General features: G+C 64.5%; 18 protein-coding genes and 1 tRNA gene. 9 read left to right on the top strand and 10 right to left on the bottom strand.

Annotated features, from left to right (window positions below; genetic code table 11):
* Positions 1 to 229 precede the first annotated feature (229 nt).
* The 3 genes from ACF66B_RS04415 (at position 230) to ACF66B_RS04405 (ending at position 4,285) form a co-directional block, all read left to right on the top strand.
* On the top strand, positions 230 to 2,524 hold the full coding sequence (locus ACF66B_RS04415; protein ID WP_111430365.1) for an NADP-dependent malic enzyme: 2,295 nt from the start codon (positions 230 to 232) through the stop codon (positions 2,522 to 2,524).
* A gap of 149 nt (positions 2,525 to 2,673) precedes the next feature.
* Positions 2,674 to 3,519: a hypothetical protein gene (locus tag ACF66B_RS04410; RefSeq protein ID WP_111430405.1), complete on the top strand. Its 846-nt coding sequence runs from the start codon at positions 2,674 to 2,676 to the stop codon at positions 3,517 to 3,519.
* Positions 3,503 to 4,285: an META domain-containing protein gene (locus ACF66B_RS04405; RefSeq protein ID WP_392664140.1), complete on the top strand. Its 783-nt coding sequence runs from the start codon at positions 3,503 to 3,505 to the stop codon at positions 4,283 to 4,285. Before ACF66B_RS04410 ends, ACF66B_RS04405 begins: the two co-directional genes overlap by 17 nt.
* 71 nt (positions 4,286 to 4,356) lie before the next feature.
* On the opposite strand, the gene fabG is transcribed toward ACF66B_RS04405, so the two are convergent.
* Genes fabG through ACF66B_RS04380 form a run of 5 tightly spaced genes read right to left on the bottom strand, consistent with a single transcriptional unit; the run spans position 4,357 to position 9,050 of the window.
* Entirely contained in the window at positions 4,357 to 5,136 is a 780-nt protein-coding gene (gene fabG / locus ACF66B_RS04400; protein ID WP_111430367.1) for a 3-oxoacyl-ACP reductase FabG, read from the bottom strand.
* 18 nt (positions 5,137 to 5,154) lie between these two features.
* Positions 5,155 to 5,961 (bottom strand): ABC transporter permease, encoded by an 807-nt coding sequence (locus ACF66B_RS04395; protein ID WP_111430368.1) that lies wholly within the window; start codon positions 5,959 to 5,961, stop codon positions 5,155 to 5,157.
* Between the two features lies 1 nt (position 5,962).
* Positions 5,963 to 6,817 carry an ABC transporter permease gene (locus ACF66B_RS04390; RefSeq protein WP_111430369.1) on the bottom strand — a complete coding sequence of 285 codons (855 nt, stop codon included), beginning with the start codon at positions 6,815 to 6,817 and terminating at the stop codon, positions 5,963 to 5,965.
* 3 nt (positions 6,818 to 6,820) lie between these two features.
* Complete coding sequence (locus tag ACF66B_RS04385) at positions 6,821 to 7,921, bottom strand: ABC transporter ATP-binding protein (protein ID WP_111430406.1); 1,101 nt, start codon at positions 7,919 to 7,921, stop codon at positions 6,821 to 6,823.
* Entirely contained in the window at positions 7,914 to 9,050 is a 1,137-nt protein-coding gene (locus ACF66B_RS04380; RefSeq protein ID WP_111430370.1) for a PotD/PotF family extracellular solute-binding protein, read from the bottom strand. Before ACF66B_RS04380 ends, ACF66B_RS04385 begins: the two co-directional genes overlap by 8 nt.
* A 96-nt stretch (positions 9,051 to 9,146) precedes the next feature.
* Here ACF66B_RS04380 and ACF66B_RS04375 point away from each other — a divergent pair, with 96 nt between their 5' ends.
* Complete coding sequence (locus tag ACF66B_RS04375; RefSeq protein WP_392664134.1) at positions 9,147 to 10,247, top strand: phosphotransferase enzyme family protein; 1,101 nt, start codon at positions 9,147 to 9,149, stop codon at positions 10,245 to 10,247.
* Between the two features lie 3 nt (positions 10,248 to 10,250).
* Positions 10,251 to 11,576 (top strand): aminotransferase class III-fold pyridoxal phosphate-dependent enzyme, encoded by a 1,326-nt coding sequence (locus ACF66B_RS04370; RefSeq protein ID WP_111430372.1) that lies wholly within the window; start codon positions 10,251 to 10,253, stop codon positions 11,574 to 11,576.
* A 219-nt stretch (positions 11,577 to 11,795) separates the two neighbouring features.
* Here ACF66B_RS04370 and ACF66B_RS04365 read toward each other — a convergent pair.
* A tRNA-Ala gene (locus tag ACF66B_RS04365) sits at positions 11,796 to 11,871 on the bottom strand.
* A 100-nt stretch (positions 11,872 to 11,971) separates the two neighbouring features.
* Positions 11,972 to 12,298 (bottom strand): TIGR02300 family protein, encoded by a 327-nt coding sequence (locus ACF66B_RS04360; protein ID WP_111430373.1) that lies wholly within the window; start codon positions 12,296 to 12,298, stop codon positions 11,972 to 11,974.
* Positions 12,299 to 12,493: 195 nt separating this feature from the next.
* On the opposite strand from ACF66B_RS04360, the gene ACF66B_RS04355 reads away from it, so the two are divergent.
* The 4 genes from ACF66B_RS04355 to ACF66B_RS04340 all read left to right on the top strand — a co-directional run bounded on the left by ACF66B_RS04355 (position 12,494) and on the right by ACF66B_RS04340 (position 16,217).
* Positions 12,494 to 13,747, top strand: a complete 1,254-nt coding sequence (locus ACF66B_RS04355) for a polyhydroxyalkanoate depolymerase (protein WP_111430374.1) — start codon at positions 12,494 to 12,496, stop codon at positions 13,745 to 13,747.
* A 10-nt stretch (positions 13,748 to 13,757) separates the two neighbouring features.
* Positions 13,758 to 14,456: a SprT family zinc-dependent metalloprotease gene (locus tag ACF66B_RS04350; protein WP_111430375.1), complete on the top strand. Its 699-nt coding sequence runs from the start codon at positions 13,758 to 13,760 to the stop codon at positions 14,454 to 14,456.
* Positions 14,457 to 14,506: 50 nt separating this feature from the next.
* On the top strand, positions 14,507 to 15,157 hold the full coding sequence (locus tag ACF66B_RS04345; protein ID WP_111430407.1) for a GntR family transcriptional regulator: 651 nt from the start codon (positions 14,507 to 14,509) through the stop codon (positions 15,155 to 15,157).
* A gap of 82 nt (positions 15,158 to 15,239) precedes the next feature.
* Positions 15,240 to 16,217 (top strand): calcium/sodium antiporter, encoded by a 978-nt coding sequence (locus ACF66B_RS04340; RefSeq protein ID WP_111430376.1) that lies wholly within the window; start codon positions 15,240 to 15,242, stop codon positions 16,215 to 16,217.
* Between the two features lie 12 nt (positions 16,218 to 16,229).
* Here the strand turns inward: ACF66B_RS04340 and ureC are convergent, their stop codons facing one another.
* From ureC to ACF66B_RS04325, 3 genes are all read right to left on the bottom strand, one after another.
* A complete protein-coding gene (gene ureC / locus ACF66B_RS04335; protein ID WP_111430377.1) occupies positions 16,230 to 17,942 on the bottom strand; it encodes an urease subunit alpha in 1,713 nt (570 codons plus the stop codon).
* 196 nt (positions 17,943 to 18,138) lie between these two features.
* Positions 18,139 to 18,513 carry a lysozyme inhibitor LprI family protein gene (locus ACF66B_RS04330; RefSeq protein WP_111430378.1) on the bottom strand — a complete coding sequence of 125 codons (375 nt, stop codon included), beginning with the start codon at positions 18,511 to 18,513 and terminating at the stop codon, positions 18,139 to 18,141.
* Positions 18,514 to 18,531: 18 nt separating this feature from the next.
* Positions 18,532 to 19,056 (bottom strand): GNAT family N-acetyltransferase, encoded by a 525-nt coding sequence (locus tag ACF66B_RS04325; RefSeq protein ID WP_111430379.1) that lies wholly within the window; start codon positions 19,054 to 19,056, stop codon positions 18,532 to 18,534.

Here is a 19,056-nt window from a genome sequence, read left to right as displayed (position 1 = left end):
AAGACGGGTTCCCGGGCCCCCGGCCTCGGTGGCCGCACCTGCTCCCTCGGAGATCCTGATGATCCCGCGCCGGAGCGCTATTCTTCCCGGTCTTTTCCGACATCACCGCGACCCGAATGGCTTTGCGGCCAGCTCTTGGCCTGTGGCTTTTCATCGCGGCGGAAATGGTCTTAAGGTGGGGCGGGGCATAATCAGAAAAACAAGCGTGCCTTGAAACAGGGAGGGGAAAATGTCCGAAGATTTCAGGCGCGATGCGCTGGCCTATCATTCCGCCGAGCCACGGGGGAAGCTGCAGATCCTGCCGACAAAGCCAATGGCAACGCAGCGCGATCTGGCACTGGCCTACAGCCCCGGCGTGGCGGTGCCCTGTGAGGAAATCGCCGCCGATCCCTCAAAGGCCGCGCTCTATACCGGGCGCGCCAATCTCGTTGCGGTCATCTCCAACGGCACTGCGGTGCTCGGGCTCGGAAATATCGGGGCGCTCGCCTCGAAGCCGGTGATGGAGGGCAAGGCCGCGCTGTTCAAGAAATTCTCCGGGATCGACGTGGTCGATCTCGAGGTGGATGAAACCGACGTTGATGCCTTCTGCGAGACGGTGCGGCGGCTGGAGCCAAGCTTTGGCGGCATCAATCTCGAGGATATCGCCGCCCCGGCCTGCTTCGAGATCGAGAGCCGGCTCAAGCGCGAGATGGGTATTCCGGTCTTCCATGACGACCAGCACGGCACGGCGATCGTCGCGGCCGCAGGCATGATCAACGGGCTTGATCTCGTCGGCAAGTCGCTCGAGGAAGCGAAGATCGTCTGCAACGGCGCGGGTGCCGCGGCGCTCGCCTGCATCGGGCTGCTGGTGAGCTTCGGAGCGCGGAAGGAAAACATTCTCGTCTGCGATTCCAAGGGCGTGGTGCATTCAGGCCGCGCCGCACAGCTCGACAAGTACAAGACCGCCTGGATGCGGGATACCGAGGCCCGGACGCTGGCCGATGCGATGAAGGGGGCGGACGTGTTTCTCGGCGTCTCGGTCGCCCGTGCGGTCGATCGAGACATGGTGGCTTCGATGGCGCCGAACCCGCTTATCTTCGCCCTCGCCAATCCCGAGCCGGAGATCCGGCCGGAAGAGGTGGAGGCGGTGCGCTCGGATGCGATCGTCGCGACCGGGCGTTCGGACTATCCGAACCAGGTCAACAACGTGCTCTGCTTTCCGTTCATCTTCCGCGGCGCGCTCGATGTCGGCGCAACGGAGATCAACGATGCGATGAAGCGTGCCTGTGCCGAGGCAATCGCGCGCATCGCGCGGGCCGAAGCGGCGGACATGCAGTCAGCCTATGCCAATCAGGATCTGAAGTTCGGGCCCAATTACATCATTCCCAAGCCGTTCGACTCGCGGCTCATGCTGGAGATCGCGCCGCTGGTCGCGCAGACGGCGATGGATACCGGCGTCGCGACGCTTCCAATCGAGGACATGGCGGCCTATCGGGAGAAGCTCCAGAGCTTCGTCTACCGTTCGGGCATGCTCATGAAGCCGGTCTTCGAACGGGCGCAGCGCGATCCGCGGCGGGTGGTGTTCGCCGAAGGGGATTCCACGCGCGTCCTGCATGCCGCCTCCCGCGCGGCGCGCGACGGGATCGCGCGGCCGGTGCTTGTCGGCAACGCGGAGGCGATCCGTCAGAAGATCGCCGAGCTCTCGCTGAGCCTGACCATCGGCAAGGAGATCGAGGTCGCAGATCCGGAGAAGATCGATCCGCAGAGCTATGCCGACCAGCTTCACCGTCTTGTCGGCCGCGACGGCATCTCGCCCAAGGAAGCGCTCCGCGGCGTGCGCAGCGATCCCTCGGTCTTTGCCTTTCTGATGCTCGAGCGCGGTGAGGTGGATGCGGCGATCTGCGGCACCGGCGGGCGCTTTGCCCATCATCTGACCCGGCTCAAGGGCATCATCGGGCTGAAGCCCGGAGCGACGGGGCTTTCGACGATGAACGCGCTGGTCATGCCCTCCGGAACGTTCTTCATTGCCGACGCCTATGTTTCGGTCGATCCCTCGGCTGAGGAGGTGGCGGATCTTGCTATCCGCGCCGCAGAGGCGGTCCGGCGCATGGGCCTCGAGCCGCGTGCGGCCCTCGTGAGCCATGCGAATTTCGGTGACCGGCCGAGCGCCTCTTCACGCAAGATGCGCCGGGCCGTGGAGATCCTGCGCCAGCGGCAACCGGATTTCGAGTTCGATGGCGAGATGCATGCCGATACTGCGCTCGTCGATTCGCTCCGGGCGAAGGCGCTGCCAGGAAGCAGCCTCAGGGGCCCCGCGAACCTTTTCATCATGCCGAATGCCGATGCGGCGCATATCTCGCTCACCCTGCTCAAGACACTGGGAGGGGCGGTGCCCGTCGGGCCGATCATGATGGGTGCGGCGAAGCCAGCCTATATCGCCTCGCAGTCGGTGACGGTGCGGGGGCTGCTCAACCTTACCGCGCTGGCGGTTGTGGAAGCGCAGGCATCGGCGGAGGCCGACGAGAACCGACTCGCGGCGGAGTAGCGCGCAGCGGCTTGAGCCGGGGTGGCGGGCGCACGGCGCCCCGCCATCCGCATGTGCAGCGGTGCCGTGTGGCGTCACGGAGATAGATGCAAGGCATTGAAGGCGTGCTATCCTACGGGGCTGGCGCAACCTTTTCGAAGACACGCATCATGACGCCCTCAACCTCCGTTTCGGCCTATGACGAGATATCCATCAATACGCTCGGCCTGCCATTCGTTGCCCTGATCCTGCTTGTCGTTCTGCCGCTCTCGGTGGCTGCAGGGTTTGCGTCGGGCCGGCACAGACGGCAGCGATTGCTCGCGGCGGGCGGCGCGGTCGATGTCGTGGTCGGCGAGATGGCCATGAACGCCTTTCTCGCGCTTCTCGGTCTGCTGCTGGCCTTCACCTTCGGCAATTCGCTCGCCGTCTCGCTTTCGATCAAGGCGGCGACCACGGACGAGGCCTCCGCGCTCGGCACCGCCTTTCTCCGCGCGGACTATCTCGCCGAGCCCGGACGGACCGAGCTTCAACGCGCGCTCCTCGAGTATGGCCGGACCAGGGTCGTACCGAAGCATGCGCCGATCGACAGTGAGGAAAAGCTCAACGCCTTTCTCGAGACGACGCTCACGGCTCAGGCGCGGCTCTGGCCGCTGACGCTCGAGGCGACGCGCGATCCCACGCCGCCGCCGATCCAGACCTTCGTGGCCGGGGCGATGAACGCGGTGCTGGACGCACATCTCTACAGGGTTTCGTCCTTTTCGGTGCCGGTTTCGGCCTTCACCCAGGCCATGGTGCTCGCGGCCGCCGCCACCGCGCTCTTTCTCGTGGGCAATCGCGCAGGCATGCTCGGCCAATTTCTCACTTGGCGGGCCTATGCCTTCGCGTTCTTTCTCAGCGCGATCATGTACACGATCATCGATCTCCGGCGCGGCAACGCGGGCTTCATCCTCGCCGATGACAGCACGCTCCGCGCAACGATCCTCGACATGGAGCAGGCTCTTGCGGACAGGCAATAGGTGGAAGACGCGGCTGGGGGACATTGCGCTGATCGGGGCGATTCTGCTGGCCGCGGGGACGATGGCTGCCGTTGCGGAGAGCGCATCGCTGCCGGTGAGCGTGCGCCTGGAGGAGGAGCAGCCGCTGCCACCCGGCGCGGAGCTGGAGGTGGAACTGCTGGATGTTTCTCGGGCGGACGCATCCTCGATCCGGATCACCTCCGGGCGGGTGGCGGTCAGCACGTTTCCGGTCTCGCTGCGACTCTCCTACGATCCTGCCGCAATCGACCCGCGGATGACCTATGTCGTTGCCGCGGTGCTCCGGACGGGGGGACGTGTGAGCCATCGCACCATGACGGCCTGGCCGGTGCTGACGCGCGGCGCACCGGAGCGGGCCGATATCGTTCTGGAGCAGGTGGCGGAGGCGCCTCCGGCGGATGCGGCGCGCATCAGTGGCGTGCCCTGGGCCGTGACGGAAATCGGCGGCCGGGCGCTCGTGGCAGACGATCCGCCGACCATCGCCTTTCTCGAGGATGGGACCTTCTCGATGTTTGGCGGCTGCAACCGCTTTCGAGGGAGGGCGGCGCTTTCGGCGGGGCGGATCGCCTTCGTGCAGCCGATTGCCGGGACGAAGATGATGTGCCTGTCCGAGCGGATGAAACTCGAGCAGGATATGCTGGAGGCACTCGACCGGACGGCCAGCTATAAGCGGTCGGGCGCGCGCCTCAGCTTCACAAATGCGGCGGGCGTCGTGACCGTCCGGTTTGTGGAGCGGCCGGAGGGCTAGAGCGCGGCGACGCGCAGCCTTCCAATCTGGAAAGGCTGCACGCGCCCCGCCGGGCGGAGTTCTGGCGCGGCTCAGATCTCCGAGATCGCCTCGAGGGATTCGGGCAGGATCTGGCCGCCGTCGACCACCAGGGTCTGACCGGTGATGTAGCCGGCCTCGTCGGAGGCGAAGAAGAGGGCGGCGTTGCCGATGTCCTCAACCTTGCCGAGACGCTTCAGCGGGATCGAGGCGGTCATGGTTTCGAGATATTCCTCTCCCAGGCCGGTGAGGCCCTCGGTCATGATGTTACCCGGCATCACGGCATTGATCGTGGTGTTGTAGCGCGCGAGCTCCATGGAGGCGGTGCGCAGGAAGCCGAGCTGTCCCGCTTTCGAGGCGCCGTAATGCGACCAGCCGGGGAAGCCCGTCACCGGGCCGGTGATCGAGGAGGTGAGGATGACCCGGCCCCGGCCCGCCTTCTCGAACTGCGGGATTGCCGCCTTCACCGCGAGGAAGGCGCTCTTGAGGTTGGTCGCGAGCACCTTGTCCCAGTCGTCCGGATCCATCTCGATGATCTTGGTCTGGGGGAAGATGCCCGCATTGGCACAGAGGATGTCCAGCCCACCGAATTTGCGGACGCAGTCCTCCACCATGGTCTGGACATCCGCCCAATCGGAGACATCGCCGCAGACATAGGCTGCGGTTCCGCCGGCTGCGGTGATCTCCTCCGCGGTCTGGCGGGCACTGTCCTCGCCGCGGGCCGCGATCATGACCTTGGCGCCCGCATTGGCGAAGACCCGGGCGATCCCCTTGCCGATGCCCTTCGAGCCGCCTGTAACGAGAACGGCTTTTCCGGCGATGGGTGTGAGCATGGGCGTCTCCTTCCTATTCTAGTCGGTCGTTTGGCCGCGCAGGAGGCGCAGCAGGGCGGGCAGGGTGAGCCCGATGGCAAGCAGCAGCGCGGAGGCGGCGACGCTCAGCATACCCACGGTCGGAACCAGGGGGGAATAGCCGGAGACCATCTTTGCATACAGCCATTCGGGTAAGGTCGAGTCGGCTCCCGTGGTGAAGAGCGAGAGCGGGAAGTTGCCCCAGGAGAGCAGGAAGGCGAAGAGGCCTGCCGAGATCACGCCGGGCATGAGCAGCGGTATCGTCACCTCACGCATCACGCTCCAAGTCGTGCAACCCATGTCGCGGGCGGCTTCCTCGAGCGCCGGATCGAAGCTGTAGGCGCGGATGGCGATGACGAGCGTCGCGATCGGGCCGATCCAGACCAGATGCGCGATGACGGCTGTCTTCCAGGTGGGGGTGACGCCGATCGCGTTGAACCAGATGAGCAGGGCGAGGCCGAGCACGGTCTGGGGGAAGAATATCGGCAGCAGGATGAGCTTCTGGAAGAGGCGCCGGTAGCGCCACTGGTAGCGGGCATAGGCGAGCGCGCCGAAGAATCCCGCAACCATCGAGATGACGGTGACGATGGCAGCGACGCGGAGCGAGGTGGCGAGAAGGTCGGACACGGTCGGGCTTGCGATCGCCTCGCCATACCAGTCGAAGGCGTAGCGGCGGATCGGGAAGGTGAGGTAACGCGCCTTGGAAACGGATGCGAAGCCCACGGCGACGATGGGGAGGTAGAGGATGGCGAGTACGAGGATGCCATAGCCGAGGAGGAGCGCACGGGTGACGGCGGTGGGTTTCATCTCACTTTCTCCCGCCGAACATCGCGTCGAGATCCACGCGGCTCACGCTGAAGAGCGCCACGGCTCCTATGATGGCGATGAGCACCATGGCAAGTGCAGCGCCAAGCGGCCAGTTCTGGCCGTAGGTGAAGGCGGTCTCGACCTCGTCGCCCATCACGATCACCGCCTGGCCGCCGAGGAGCTTCGATTCGGCGATGGCGCCCGCGGAGAGCACGAAGCAGAGGAGGCAGCCGATGACGATGCCCGGTGCCGCGAGGGGAAGCTCGACCTCGCGCAGCAGCTGCCAGCGCGAGGCACCGAGATCGACGGCCGCCTCGCGGGCGTCGTCGGGCACCATGGCGATGCCCTGGGCGAGGGGGAAGAGCATGAAGGGGAAGTAGACGTAGACGAGGCCGAACACGATCACGGGAACGTTGTAGAGCAGCCCGTCGAAGCCGGCGAAGCCCCAGGACCGGAGGTAGCCCTCGATGAGCCCGCCCTTCATCAGCGTGAGCACCCAGCCGAAGAGGCGGATGTTCTCCGAGACGAAGAGGGTCATCACCACACCCACAGTCAGCACCAAGGTGAAGCGGCGGTAGACCTTGGCCATGGCGAAGGCGAGCGGCCAGGAGATCACGAAGAGTATTGCGGTTGCGGCGATCGCCATGCCGAGCGACCAGATGAGCGAGCGCCAGTAGCCCTGGCGCAGGATCTCGCCATAGGCCGAGAAGTCGGGCAGATGCGCGAGCGAGAAGACCTTCTGGGGCATGATCGAGAACGCGGCCACAACGACGAGCGGTGCGACGAAGCTCAGGAGCAGCAGCGCCGTGATCGGCAACGCGGTGAGATAACCGAGGCGGGCATTCAGCCGGTCCATGGCTCAGGCCCCCTTGATGAGATGGCAGCTCGAGAGATCCCAGCCGAGACGGACGTCAGTTCCGGGTTTGCCTGTGATACGCTGCTCGCGCAGGACCTCAACCGTGCCCTTCCGGTCGTCAGCGAGGTCGATCTCGTACTGCAGGCGGCTGCCGAGGGCATATTCGGCGTGGAGGACGCCCTGGATCTGGAAATCCGCGGCTTCTCCGAAGTCGAGGAAACGGACGGCTTCGGGCCGGACGACCAGGGTGCCGGGGCCCTTGAGGCCCGTCTCCGCCGCGAGACCCGGCCGGATCACGAGGCCGGAGCCGGCCATGTCCGTCCCATCCGCCGTCACGTCGAAGAGGTTCACCTCGCCCATGAAGCCCGCGACGAAACGGCTGACGGGGCGGGCGTAGATCTCGTCCGGCGTAGCGATCTGCTCGAAGCGGCCGGCGCGCATGATCGCAATCCGGTCGGACATCACCATCGCCTCTTCGAGCGAGTGGGTGATGTAGATGAAGGTCTTGCCAGTGCGGGCATGAAGATCCTTCAGTTCCTTCTCGAGCGTCTTGCGCAGCCGGTAGTCGAGCGCGGAGAGCGGTTCATCGAAGAAGAGGATCTCGGGGTCGAAGGCGAGTGCGCGGGCAAGCGCCACGCGCTGCCGTTCGCCGCCGGAGCACTGCTGAATGCGCTTGCTGTAATAGTCGGGTGGCAGGCGCAAAAGGGTGAGAAGCTCCAGCGCGCGGGCCTTGCGCTCAGCGGCCGGAGTGCCCCGGATCTTGAGCGGGAACTCAATATTTTCGCCAACGGTCCGATGCGGGAAGAGTGCCAGCGACTGGAAGACCATGCAGGTCGGGCGCTTGTTGGGCGGCAGTTCATCGATCCGCTGATCGCGGAGCCAGATCGAGCCGCTCGTCGGGGTCTCCATTCCGACGAGCAGGCGGATCAGGGTCGTCTTCCCGCTGCCGGAGGGACCCACGATGGTCAGGAATTCGCCGTCCTGCACGTGGAGATCGATCCCGTGCAGGGCGGTGAAGTCATCAAAGGTCTTTTCCAGCCCGGCAATCGTCAGGATTGTCCGGGCGGGAGCCTTGATGGCGGCGGGGGCGGATGCCTCAAGCACGTTTGGCCGCATTGTAGATCGTGTAGAGTTCGTCATAGGACGTGACCACGTCGTACTGGACAGAGCGGGCCATCTCTTCCTCGAGGCTGTCCCACTGGATCGCGTCGAGCTCCTCCTCGTCCCAGAGCGCGAAGACCTCCGGATTGCCCATCTGGGCCACGGGATTGTAGGTGCCTTCGGCGAAGCCCACGGCCTTGCAGATCTCCGGCGCCTGAACGAATTCGAGAAAATCCTCGGCGAGCGGCGAGGGGTCAGGGTTGTTGACGGCAGATGTGAGCTCGATCCAGACGACGCCGCCCTTGCCGTCGAGGGGGCCGGATTTCGGTGTGATGCCGCGGATATTCGTCAGCCCGTCGAGGCGGGCGGGGCTGGCGGTGTAGGTGCCGCCCGTGAAATAGGCATCGATTTCGCCGTTGATGAGTGCAGTGTTCATCGCGACGAGATCGTCAGAGAGAAGTTTCGCGCCGCCAAAGATCTGGCCGGCTGTGGCTCTGAACGTCTCGAGCCCGTCACCCTCAAGGGGCGCAAACGGGTTCTGGTCGCCCGTCAGGCACATGTGGATGATGTTCCAGTTGTCGTAGGTGAGGATGCCGTAGCGATCCTTCATCGCCGGATCGAGGAAGAGTTTCCAGCCCTGGTCCTCGGCCATCTCGCGGCTGATCTTGTCGGTGTTCACCACGAAGGAGAACGGGCCGTAGCGCTGGGGCATGCCGATCAGATCACCATTGTCGGCGAAGGCGAGCGGATAGGGCGGGTTTGCGAAACCCTGGGCCATCTTCTCGAAATAGGGCATGAACCGCTCCTTCTCGAGCGGTTTGATGAGGCCTTCGGGATAGAGCCGCGCTCGGGCCCAGGGCTGGTTGAGGTTTATGAGGTCCCAAACCTTGATCTCGCCCGCGCGGAGCTTGTTGACCATGTCCGGATCCGAGGTGCCGCTTTCGGCGCGGACGGTGGCACCGGCGTGCGCCTCGCGGAAGGGGCCGAGCACGTCGTCGGTATTGTAGCCTTCCCAGCACAGAATGTTGAGTTCGTCGGTGCGCGCAGCAAGGGCACGGGAGCCCAGACCCATCGCGCCGAGACCCGCCAGCGTGAGAACGCCGCGGTTAAATTCTCTTCGGGTGAATGTCATTGTCACGCCTCCTCTTCTCTCTGTCTGCCGCATACCTGAGCAGCGTCGGCCTGATGCCTGGATGCGGATCCTGGCGAGGGGCGCAACGCCGAAAACATGAGCAGGAGACCTGCTTCTGTCACATTCTGCAAGAAGTTTTGTTGTGAGTCACAGGAAAACTGTTTAACTTGCATCAAAACTGGGCAGCACCGGGACCGGATCATGGGCGGATTGTATACTGAGAGTTTCCTCGAGCGGCTGCGGGCCGGAGCCATGGCGCTGGCTGGGGAATGGGGGCTCTCCGGACGCACCGAGGTTTCTCTCCTGACGATTTCCGAGAATGCGACCTTCCGCGCAGATGACCCGGAGCGGGAAGCGCCGGTAATCCTGCGGGTTCATCGCCCAGGGTATCACACACGGGCCGAAATCGAGTCTGAACTTGCCTGGATTGAGGCGCTGCGGGCTGAAAACGTCTTGCCGACGCCCGCGCCCTTGCCCTGCCGCTCGGGCGGGCATGTGGCGGGGTTCGATCTTGATGGCGAGCGGCGCGACGTGGTCGCCTTTGCGTTCATGTCAGGCCGGGAGCCCTTGCCGGAGGAGGATCTTGAGGAGGGTTTCCGCGAGCTTGGCGAGATCAGCGCCCGATTGCACGCCCACGTGCGGCGCTGGACGCGTCCGGCTGGATTCGTGCGCAAGACCTGGGATTTCGACACGACCGTGGGCCGGCGGCCGCATTGGGGCGACTGGCGTGCGGCGTTGGGCCTGCGGGAACCGGGCAGGAAACTGCTCGAGCGCGCAACGGTTGAACTCGAACGGCGGCTTGCCGAGATCGGCACGGGGCCAGAGGTCTTCGGACTGATCCATGCCGATCTTCGGCTCGCGAATCTGCTGATCGATTCGGGGCGTATCGCGGTGATCGATTTCGACGACTGCGGTTTTGGCTGGTTCCTGTTCGATTTCGCGGCGGCAATCAGTTTCTTCGAGACAGATCCTGCGATCCCCGGTTTGCAGGCGGCCTGGCTCGATGGCTACCGTTCGGTTGCAGAGCTGCCCGTAACGGCAGAAATGCAGATGGAAACCTTCATCATGTTGCGCCGCCTGCAACTGACCGCGTGGATCGCGAGCCATGCGGAGACACCGACGGCGCAGGAGATGGGGGCGGGCTTCACTGATGGCACGCTTGCCATCGCCGAGCGCTTCCTGTCCGGGCGGTCCTGAGAGATGGACGCGAAACCCCGCCAGATTCTCGACATGAACGCTTTCGACGCCTCCCGCGACGGCAATGGCGGCGATCCGCTGCTTGTGCGGCGCCAGCAGAACATGGGCGCGGCCTCGGTGCTGTTCTTTCGCCGACCGATCGAAATGGTCCGGGCGGAAGGTGCCTGGATGGAGGCTGCCGACGGCACGCGGTATCTCGACTTCTATAATAACGTCCCCTCGGTCGGGCATTGCCATCCGCGCGTGGTGGAGGCCGTGTCACGCCAGATCGCAACGCTCAATACCAACAGCCGCTATCTGACTCAGATTCTCGAGACCTATCTGGAGCGGTTGAAGGGAGAATTGCCCGAGGCGCTCTCGAATGTGGTGCTGACCTGTTCGGGGAGCGAGGCGAACGATCTTGCGCTCCGGCTCGCGCGCATGTCGACGGGCGGCACGGGCGTTGTCGTCACCGAGACGGCCTACCACGGCAATACCGATCTGGTGATGCAGGTCTCGCCGTCCGCCTTCAAGATGGGCGGGCCGCCCGACTGGGTCGAAAGCGTGCCGCCGCCGGGGCCGGAAGCCTATGGCGACGACATTGCGGGCGGATTTGCCGCCGCCATCGAGCGCGCGGCCGAGGCGCTTGCTGCGCGCGGCCACCGGCCTGCCGCGCTCATCTGTGATTCGATTTTTTCAAGCGACGGTGTCTTTGCCGATCCGGCAGGTTTTCTTGCTCCGGCGGTGGCGCGGATGCGGGCCGCGGGCGGGCTCTATATCGCCGACGAGGTGCAGCCCGGCTTTGCGCGGACAGGCAGCGCGATGTGGGGCTTCACCCGGCACCGCGTGGAGCCAGACATCGTGACCATGGGCAAGCCGATGGGGAACGGTTTCCCGATGGCAGGCATGGCCGCGCGGCCGGAGCTTCTCGAGGCCTTCTGCGCCCAGTTCGGGTATTTCAATACCTTTGGCGCCAATCCGGTGGCTGCTGCTGCGGGACTCGCTGTTCTCGACGTGATCGCCGACGAGCGGCTCATGGAGAATGCCGCCCGGGTCGGTGCGCATCTCGCGGCCGGACTCGCCGGGCTTGCTGCACGGGACGACCGGATCGGCGCGATCCGGGGCGCGGGGCTCTTTCTCGGGCTCGATCTCTGTCGCGAGGGAGATGCGGGGATGCCGGATCCCGAACTCGCAGCGACGGTTATCAACGGGCTGCGCGGACATGGCGTGCTGATCGGTGCGGCAGGGAAGTTTGGCCATACGCTGAAGATCCGGCCTCCGCTCTGCCTCAGATTTGCCGAGGCGGATCGCTTTGTCGCCGCGCTGAGGGCGGCCCTGGCCGAGGCCTAGGCGATCCGCGTGGTGTGTATATGCTGCGGCCGGGCAGGGTTCGCCCGGTCTCGCCCTCCGTGCGCTGTTTTCGGGCTCCAGGGCTTGCGAAACGCGCTTATCCCTCGGGAGCAGGAAGACTTGCACGACAGCGCCAAGGGAATAGGCCCGCGCGCTTCTCCGAAGCCCGAAGGCGTGGATGCCCCGGATGATCTAAGATCTTATTTTAAGAAGAAGATTTGGTGGAGCCAAGGGGAATCGAACCCCTGACCTCTTGCATGCCATGCAAGCGCTCTCCCAGCTGAGCTATGGCCCCATTTGCGCGACGGCCGGTGGATGTTTCCATCTGACCGTCGCTGCAGGTCCGCTTCATATTGAGCTGCCTCAGACAGCGCAAGCCCAAAAAAGCAGGTTTTTCACTCGTCGTCGTCGTTTCCGCCAACGTCGGCGATTTCGTCGAGAGAGACGTTGTCATCGTCATCCTCGAGGAGGTCGTCGTCGAGATCGTCGTCGCCGTCGATGACGTCATCGGTCTCTTCGATATCGGGCAGATCCTCGACCTCATCGGCGGCCGCTGGCTTTGCCTTCTCGGGCCGCAAGGCCTTGGGTTTGCTGTCAGTCAGGCTTTCGAGCGAGAAGCTCGCGCCACAATTGGGGCAGGTGAGCGGATCCATGCGGAGATCATAGAACCGCGTGGAGCAACTCGGGCAAATACGTTTCACGCCCCACTCTTCTTTGGGCATATGTGTCCTCGTTCAGGTTGAGAGCGAATCCGGCGTGCGATGCCATGCGGGTCCGGTGTTGTCAAAGGCTTTGCGGATCGTCACCAAGGTTTAACCTCACCGTCATACATTTGCCGCGGAGTAATAAAATTGCTTGAAGGCGGCCGTGAAAATATTACTGTTGCGGCAAGCGATAATACGGGATGCTGGTGGACTATGCTGTACCATGCCTATGAGATGACTCATGCGGCGATTTCGCCGATGCGCACAGTTGCGCGAATGGGAAAGGAAGTGCTGCGGAACCCATTGAATCCGGTGGCGGAAACCTATGGTTCCCGCACCGTCTCTGCCGCGCTCGAGATGTTCATCAATGCTACGCGGCGCTATGGAAAGCCTGAATTCGAGATCGAATCGACGGTCGTTGACGGAATCGAGACCCCAATCCAGGAAGAAGTTGTCTGGACGAAGCCCTTCTGCGACCTGCTGCATTTCAAGCGCGACTCGGCCGCGGCCGACGGCCGCGACGATCCGAAGCTGCTGATCGTTGCGCCGATGTCGGGCCATTATGCCACGCTGCTCCGCGGCACGGTGAAGGCGATGCTGCCCGAGCATGATGTCTATATCACCGACTGGAAGGATGCGCGCGACGTGTCCGTCTCCGAGGGCAGCTTTGATCTGGACGATTATTCGGATTATCTGATCGAGGCGATCGAGTTCCTTTCCAGGAGCGGCGAGCGGGTGCATGTGATGGCGGTGTGCCAGCCCGGGATCCCTGTGACGGTCGCGGCCTCGCTGATGGCGATGTCGGACAATCCGCGGCGCCCGGCGTCGATCATCCTCATGGGATCGCCGATCGACACGGCTCAGAATCCGAAGCAGCCGAACATTCTTGCCGAGGGCAAGCCGCTCAGCTGGTTCGAGCATAATGTGGTCACCCATGTTCCTTGGCCGAATCGCGGCTTCATGCGCCGGGTCTACCCGGGATTCCTGCAGCTTTCCTCGTTCTTTGCCATGAACCTCGACCGCCACATGGATGCGCATGTTGGCCATTTCCGCAATCTGGTGCGGGGGGACGGTGAGAGCGCCGAGGCGCATCAGCGTTTCTACGATGAATACATGGCTGTGATGGATCTCACGGCGGAGTTTTATCTCCAGACCATCGAGCGGGTATTCCAGAAGCGTCTGCTGGCGGAGGGCAAGTATTACCACCGCGACACGCATGTCGATCCGGGTGCGATCACCGACATCGCGATCATGACGGTGGAAGGCGAGACCGACGACATCACCGGCCTCGGCCAGACCGAAGCGGCGCATACGCTGGCCAGGAACCTTCCTGACGACAAGCGGAAGCATTGTGTTGTCGAGGGTGTCGGCCACTACGGCGTCTTCAACGGCTCGCGCTGGCGCAACATCACCCAGCCGCAGGTGCGGGATTTCATCCGCGCGAACCGGCAGGCCGTCGCCAGCTGATCTCCGCGCAATGGCGGAGACGCTCAGGATCGGAGATCCGGCGATCGAGATCCGCCTGCGCCGACACGCGCAGGCCCGCCGATTTGTACTGCGCGTGTCGCGGGACGGGCAGGGCGCGGCGCTGACATTGCCGAGGGGCGTACCTGCCACCTCGGCAATTGCGTTTCTTCAAGCGAACGAGGGCTGGCTGCGCACGCGCTTGATGGCGAGCGGCGCACGCGTCGCCGTGGCTGACGGTGCCATCCTGCCGTTCCGGGGTGGCTCCCTCAGCGTGCGCCGGGCCGAAGGGCAGCGGCGGATGTCCTTCGCGGACGGTGTGCTGAGCGTTCCGGGGGCGCCCGAGATGGTTCCTGCAAAGGTGCGGGGCTGGCTGCGTGAGGCGGCACGGCAGGTTCTGATCGCGCGGAGCGAGTTTCATGCCGCGCAGCTCGGTCGGCGTTTCTCCGGCGTCACGCTGCGTGATCCCCGCTCACGCTGGGGATCGTGCAGTGTCGATGGCAGGCTGATGTATTCTTGGCGGCTCGTCATGGCGCCGCCCGAGGTGCTCGACTATGTCGCGGCGCATGAGGTGGCGCATCTGGCGGAGATGAACCACTCGCCCCGATTCTGGGCGGTGGTGGAGCAGCTGTTGCCGGATCATGCCGCGTCGCGGGACTGGCTCCGGCGCAGCGGGGCGACATTGCATCTCTTCGATTTCGGGCCAGCGTGAGGCGCGGAGGGGAATTTGACATGGAGGCTGTTTGTGATCACATGTTCAACATGGCTGACAGAGACCGCCCCACCGAAAATACAGTTCCGGCGCATGAGCGTGTCTACCGCAACTTGCGGGCGCGGGTGATGCATGGCGCGCTGCCGCCCGGAGCAGCGCTGACGCTCCGGGGGATTGCCGCGGAGTTCGGCGTGAGCATGACGCCTGCGCGCGAAGCGGTGCGGCGGCTTGTGGCCGAAGGTGCCTTCAAGCTCTCGTCTTCCGGGCGGGTCTCGACACCGGAACTCACCAACGACCGTATCGAGGAGCTGGCGGCGTTGCGCGCCCTCCTCGAGCCGGAGCTGGCGTCACGTGCCTTGCCGCGGGCACATTTCGCGCTGATCGAGCGGATGCAGGCGATCAACACGGTGATCGAGCAGATGATCGAGAAGCACGACGCGGGCGGCTATGTGCGCTCGAACCTCGAGTTTCACCGCACGCTCTATCTCCGGGCGCAGGCACCCGCGATGCTGGCTCTGACCGAGACGGTCTGGCTGCAATCCGGCCCGACGATGCGATCGCTTTACGAACGGCTGCAACGCAAGGCGGCGACCGAAAACCACCGCAAGATCATCGCCGCGTTGCGGGCCGGGGACGATCCGGGTCTGCGTCTCGCGATCCGTGTTGATGCGACGCAGGGCCTCCGCATGCTCACCACCTGATTTCGCGGGGCGGCTACTGGAAAAGCTGCCCTTGCACCCCCACCTTGCCCTCGCGCGCTTCCGCGCCTGAGGTCATCGGTTTATGGAAATCCTTCTACCGCTTCTCGTCGGCCTCGTTCTGCTCGTCGGTGGAGGCGAGCTGCTTGTGCGCGGGGCCGTCGCCGTTGCGGAACGCTTCGGCGTTTCGCCACTCGTTATCGGCCTCACTCTGGTGGGTTTCGGAACCTCGACACCCGAGCTCGTCACCTCGGTAAAGGCTGCCCTCGACGGTTATCCCGGCGTCGCCTACGGCAATATCGTCGGCTCCAACATTGCCAACATCCTGCTGATTCTCGGGGCGGCGGCGCTACTCTTTCCGATCGGGGTGACCTCGGCGGCGCTGAAGCGCGATGGCGCAACGATGGTTGCCGTAGCTCTTGCCTTCGCCATGCTGGCGGCTTTTGTGCCTATAAGTCGCCCGCTCGGCGCACTCTTCGTCCTGGCGCTCGGCGGCTACATCTGGCTCGCCTTCCGGCAGGAACGCCAGATCCCGGACGATCATGGCGCAGTCTACGACAAGGGGCTTGCACTGTCGGAGGTCGAAGCGGCGCTCGTGCCGCGCCGGGCACAGACGGGCGCTCTGCTCTTGCCACTCGCGACCGCGCTCCTTGGCATTGCGGCTGTCGTGGGCGGCGGTGCGTTCTTCGTGAAGGGGGCGGTGGGTCTTGCCCATCAGCTGGGCATTTCCGACACGGTGATCGGCCTGACCGTCGTTGCGCTCGGCACCTCGCTTCCGGAGCTCGTTACCTCGGTGATGGCTGCACTCCGGCGGCAGACGGACGTTGCTTTCGGGAACATCGTCGGGTCGAACATCTACAACATTCTCGGCATCGGCGGGGTGACCGCGATGATCGCGCCGACCGCGGTGCCGCAGGACATAGTGCGCTTCGATAATCTCGTGATGGTGGGTATTTCCGCCATCGTCATGGTCTTTGCCTTCACCGGGCGGCGGCTCAGCCGGGGCGAAGGCGCGGTGCTGCTCGCGGGATATGCGGCCTATGTCTTCCTGGTCTGGCCGTGACCCGTCGGGTACTCAGAACATGAAGTAGCGCTGCGCCATCGGGAGCTCTTCGGCAGGCTCGCAGGTGAGGAGTTCACCGTCTGCGCGCACCTCGTAGGTTTCTGGATCGACCTCGATCCGGGGGCAGGTGTCGTTGAGCTTCATGGCGGCCTTGCCGATGCCGCCGCGGGTGTTCTCTACGGCAAGCGTCTGCTTTGCGAGGCCGAGTGCTGCGCCGACACCTTCGGCCTCGGCGGCGGCGGAGACGAAGAGCACGGCGGAGTTCTCGACCGATCGGCCATAGGCGCCGAACATCGGCCGGGTGTAGACCGGCTGCGGTGTCGGGATCGAGGCGTTGGGGTCGCCCATCTGGGCGCAGACGATGGTGCCAGCCATCAGAACCATCTCGGGTTTCACGCCAAAGAAGGCGGGCGACCAGAGCACCAGATCGGCGCGCTTTCCGGTTTCGACGGAACCTATGTGCCTGGAGACCCCGTGCGCCACCGCGGGATTGATGGTGTATTTCGCGACGTAGCGCTTCACGCGGAAGTTGTCGTTCGCACCGGTTTCCTCGGGCAGCCGGCCGCGCTGGACCTTCATCTTGTGGGCGGTTTGCCATGTGCGGATGATGACCTCGCCGATGCGCCCCATCGCCTGACTGTCGGACGAGATGATCGAGAAGGCCCCCATGTCGTGGAGGATGTCCTCGGCGGCGATGGTCTCCTTTCGGATCCGGCTCTCGGCGAAGGCGACATCCTCGGGGATCGCCTTGTCGAGGTGGTGGCAGACCATGAGCATGTCGAGATGCTCCTCGAGGGTGTTCACCGTGTAGGGGCGGGTCGGGTTGGTGGAAGAGGGGATCACATTGGCCTCCCCGCAGACCTTGATGATGTCGGGTGCGTGCCCACCGCCGGCGCCCTCGGTGTGGAAGGCGTGGATGGTGCGGCCCTTGAAGGCGGCTACGGTGTTTTCGACGAAACCGCTCTCGTTGAGCGTATCGGTGTGGATCATCACCTGCACGTCCATGTCATCCGCGACCGAGAGGCAGCAGTCGATGGCCGCGGGCGTGGTGCCCCAGTCCTCGTGGAGCTTCAGGGCGCAGGCGCCGCCCTTGACCATTTCCTCGAGCGCGGCTGGCCGCGAGGCGTTACCCTTGCCCGCGAGCCCGAAATTCATCGGGAAGGCGTCGAGGCTCTGGAGCATCCGGCCGAGATGCCACGGGCCTGGCGTGCAGGTTGTGGCGAGCGTGCCATGGGCGGGGCCGGTGCCGCCGCCCAGCATCGTCGTGATGCCGGAGTGCAGTGCGTCGTCGATCTGTTGCGGGCAGATGAAGTGGATATGCGCGTCGAACCCGCCTGCAGTCAGGATCCTCCCTTCGCCTGCGATGACTTCCGTGCCAGGGCCGACGATGATGTCGACGCCGGGCTGTGTGTCCGGGTTCCCGGCCTTGCCGATGGCGGCTATCCGCCCGTCCTTGAGCCCGACATCCGCCTTGTAGATGCCCGTCCAGTCTAGGATCAGGGCATTGGTGATGACGGTATCGACCGCGCCCTCGGCGCGGGTGCACTGGCTTTGCCCCATGCCGTCGCGGATGACCTTTCCGCCGCCGAACTTCACCTCCTCGCCATAGGTGGTCAGATCCCGCTCGACCTCGACGATCAGGTCGGTGTCCGCCAGCCGCAGCCTGTCACCCGTCGTAGGGCCATACATGTCGGCATAGGCGGCGCGGGAGATGGGCGTGGGCATGGGGTCTTGTCCTCCGGGGTGCTGTTGTCGCAGCGCGCAATTGAGTGCAGACTGACACACACGCCGCCGGGGGCAAAAGCCCCCACTGGAGCGGGATCGACAAATTGCTCAGAAAATAGTCATTTTTGGCCGTTGAATCCGGTGTGAATGCCGGAACCGAGGCAGTTCGCTTCCATCCGGTATCTGCCGCGATCGCTCAGGGTCGCGAGAATTCCCGAAGATCCGTGCTGCGCCGTTCGGTCAGCCGGGTGAGGCAGGAGAGGCGGATGAGCGGCTGGATCGACCCGCCCTCGTATTGCGCGGCCTCCGCCTCACAGGCTGCGTCGCGATAGGCAATCCATTTGCGCTGTGCATCGAGCAGTGCAGGGCCTGCGCCGACCGCATCCGCGGTGGCTTTCGCCTCCGTCCAGGCTGCGTTGAGTTCGGCATCGGCAGCCTTGTAGTCTTGGTCGGCGCAGACATTCATGTCGAACTGGGTATAGGCCTTCGCGCAATCGACATCCTGGGCGAGGGTTGAGGATGCGACGAGGCCGGCCAACAATGCCGTCGGCCAGAATATGGGATGGGCCATGGGGCCTCCGGTGGAAGTTCAGAGCGTCATGCGAAGCGAGACGATCTCGGGATCGCGGCGGGTGAAGGCGGGCGGATCGGGGTCCGGTCCGAAGCCGAGCTTGCGGTAGAGCGGCACCGCATCGACCCGTTCGTTGAGCGCATCGAGGCGGATTTCACGATAGCCGAGGGCACGGGCTTGCGAGATGAGTTCTTCGCAAAGCCGCCTGCCGAGCCCGTGCCCGCGAGCGGCGCGGGTGACATACATGCGGTTGAGTTCGCAGACCTCTGGCGCATAGGGTTTCAGCATGACGATCCCGACCCCTTCGCCGCCGAGTCGCGCCAGCAGGCACTCGCCATGGGGCGGCGTGAAGTGATTGCGAAAATCGGCAAGCTGACCTTCGAAATCCTGCGCGATCAGATAGTCATCGATCAATCCGGCGCGCTCGGGCCAAGCCGCGCGCATGTAGTCGAAAAAGGCACGGGCGAGTTGCGAAGCCAAGGCGATATCGTCGTCACTCCGAACGGGCGTGATTGCCGCCGCGTGGGTGTCGGGCCCCATCAT

Origin of the sequence: Amaricoccus sp. B4 (assembly GCF_043226085.1) — a bacterium.
Taxonomy (GTDB): Bacteria; Pseudomonadota; Alphaproteobacteria; order Rhodobacterales; family Rhodobacteraceae; genus Amaricoccus.
This window is presented reverse-complemented; position numbering and strand designations above follow the sequence as displayed.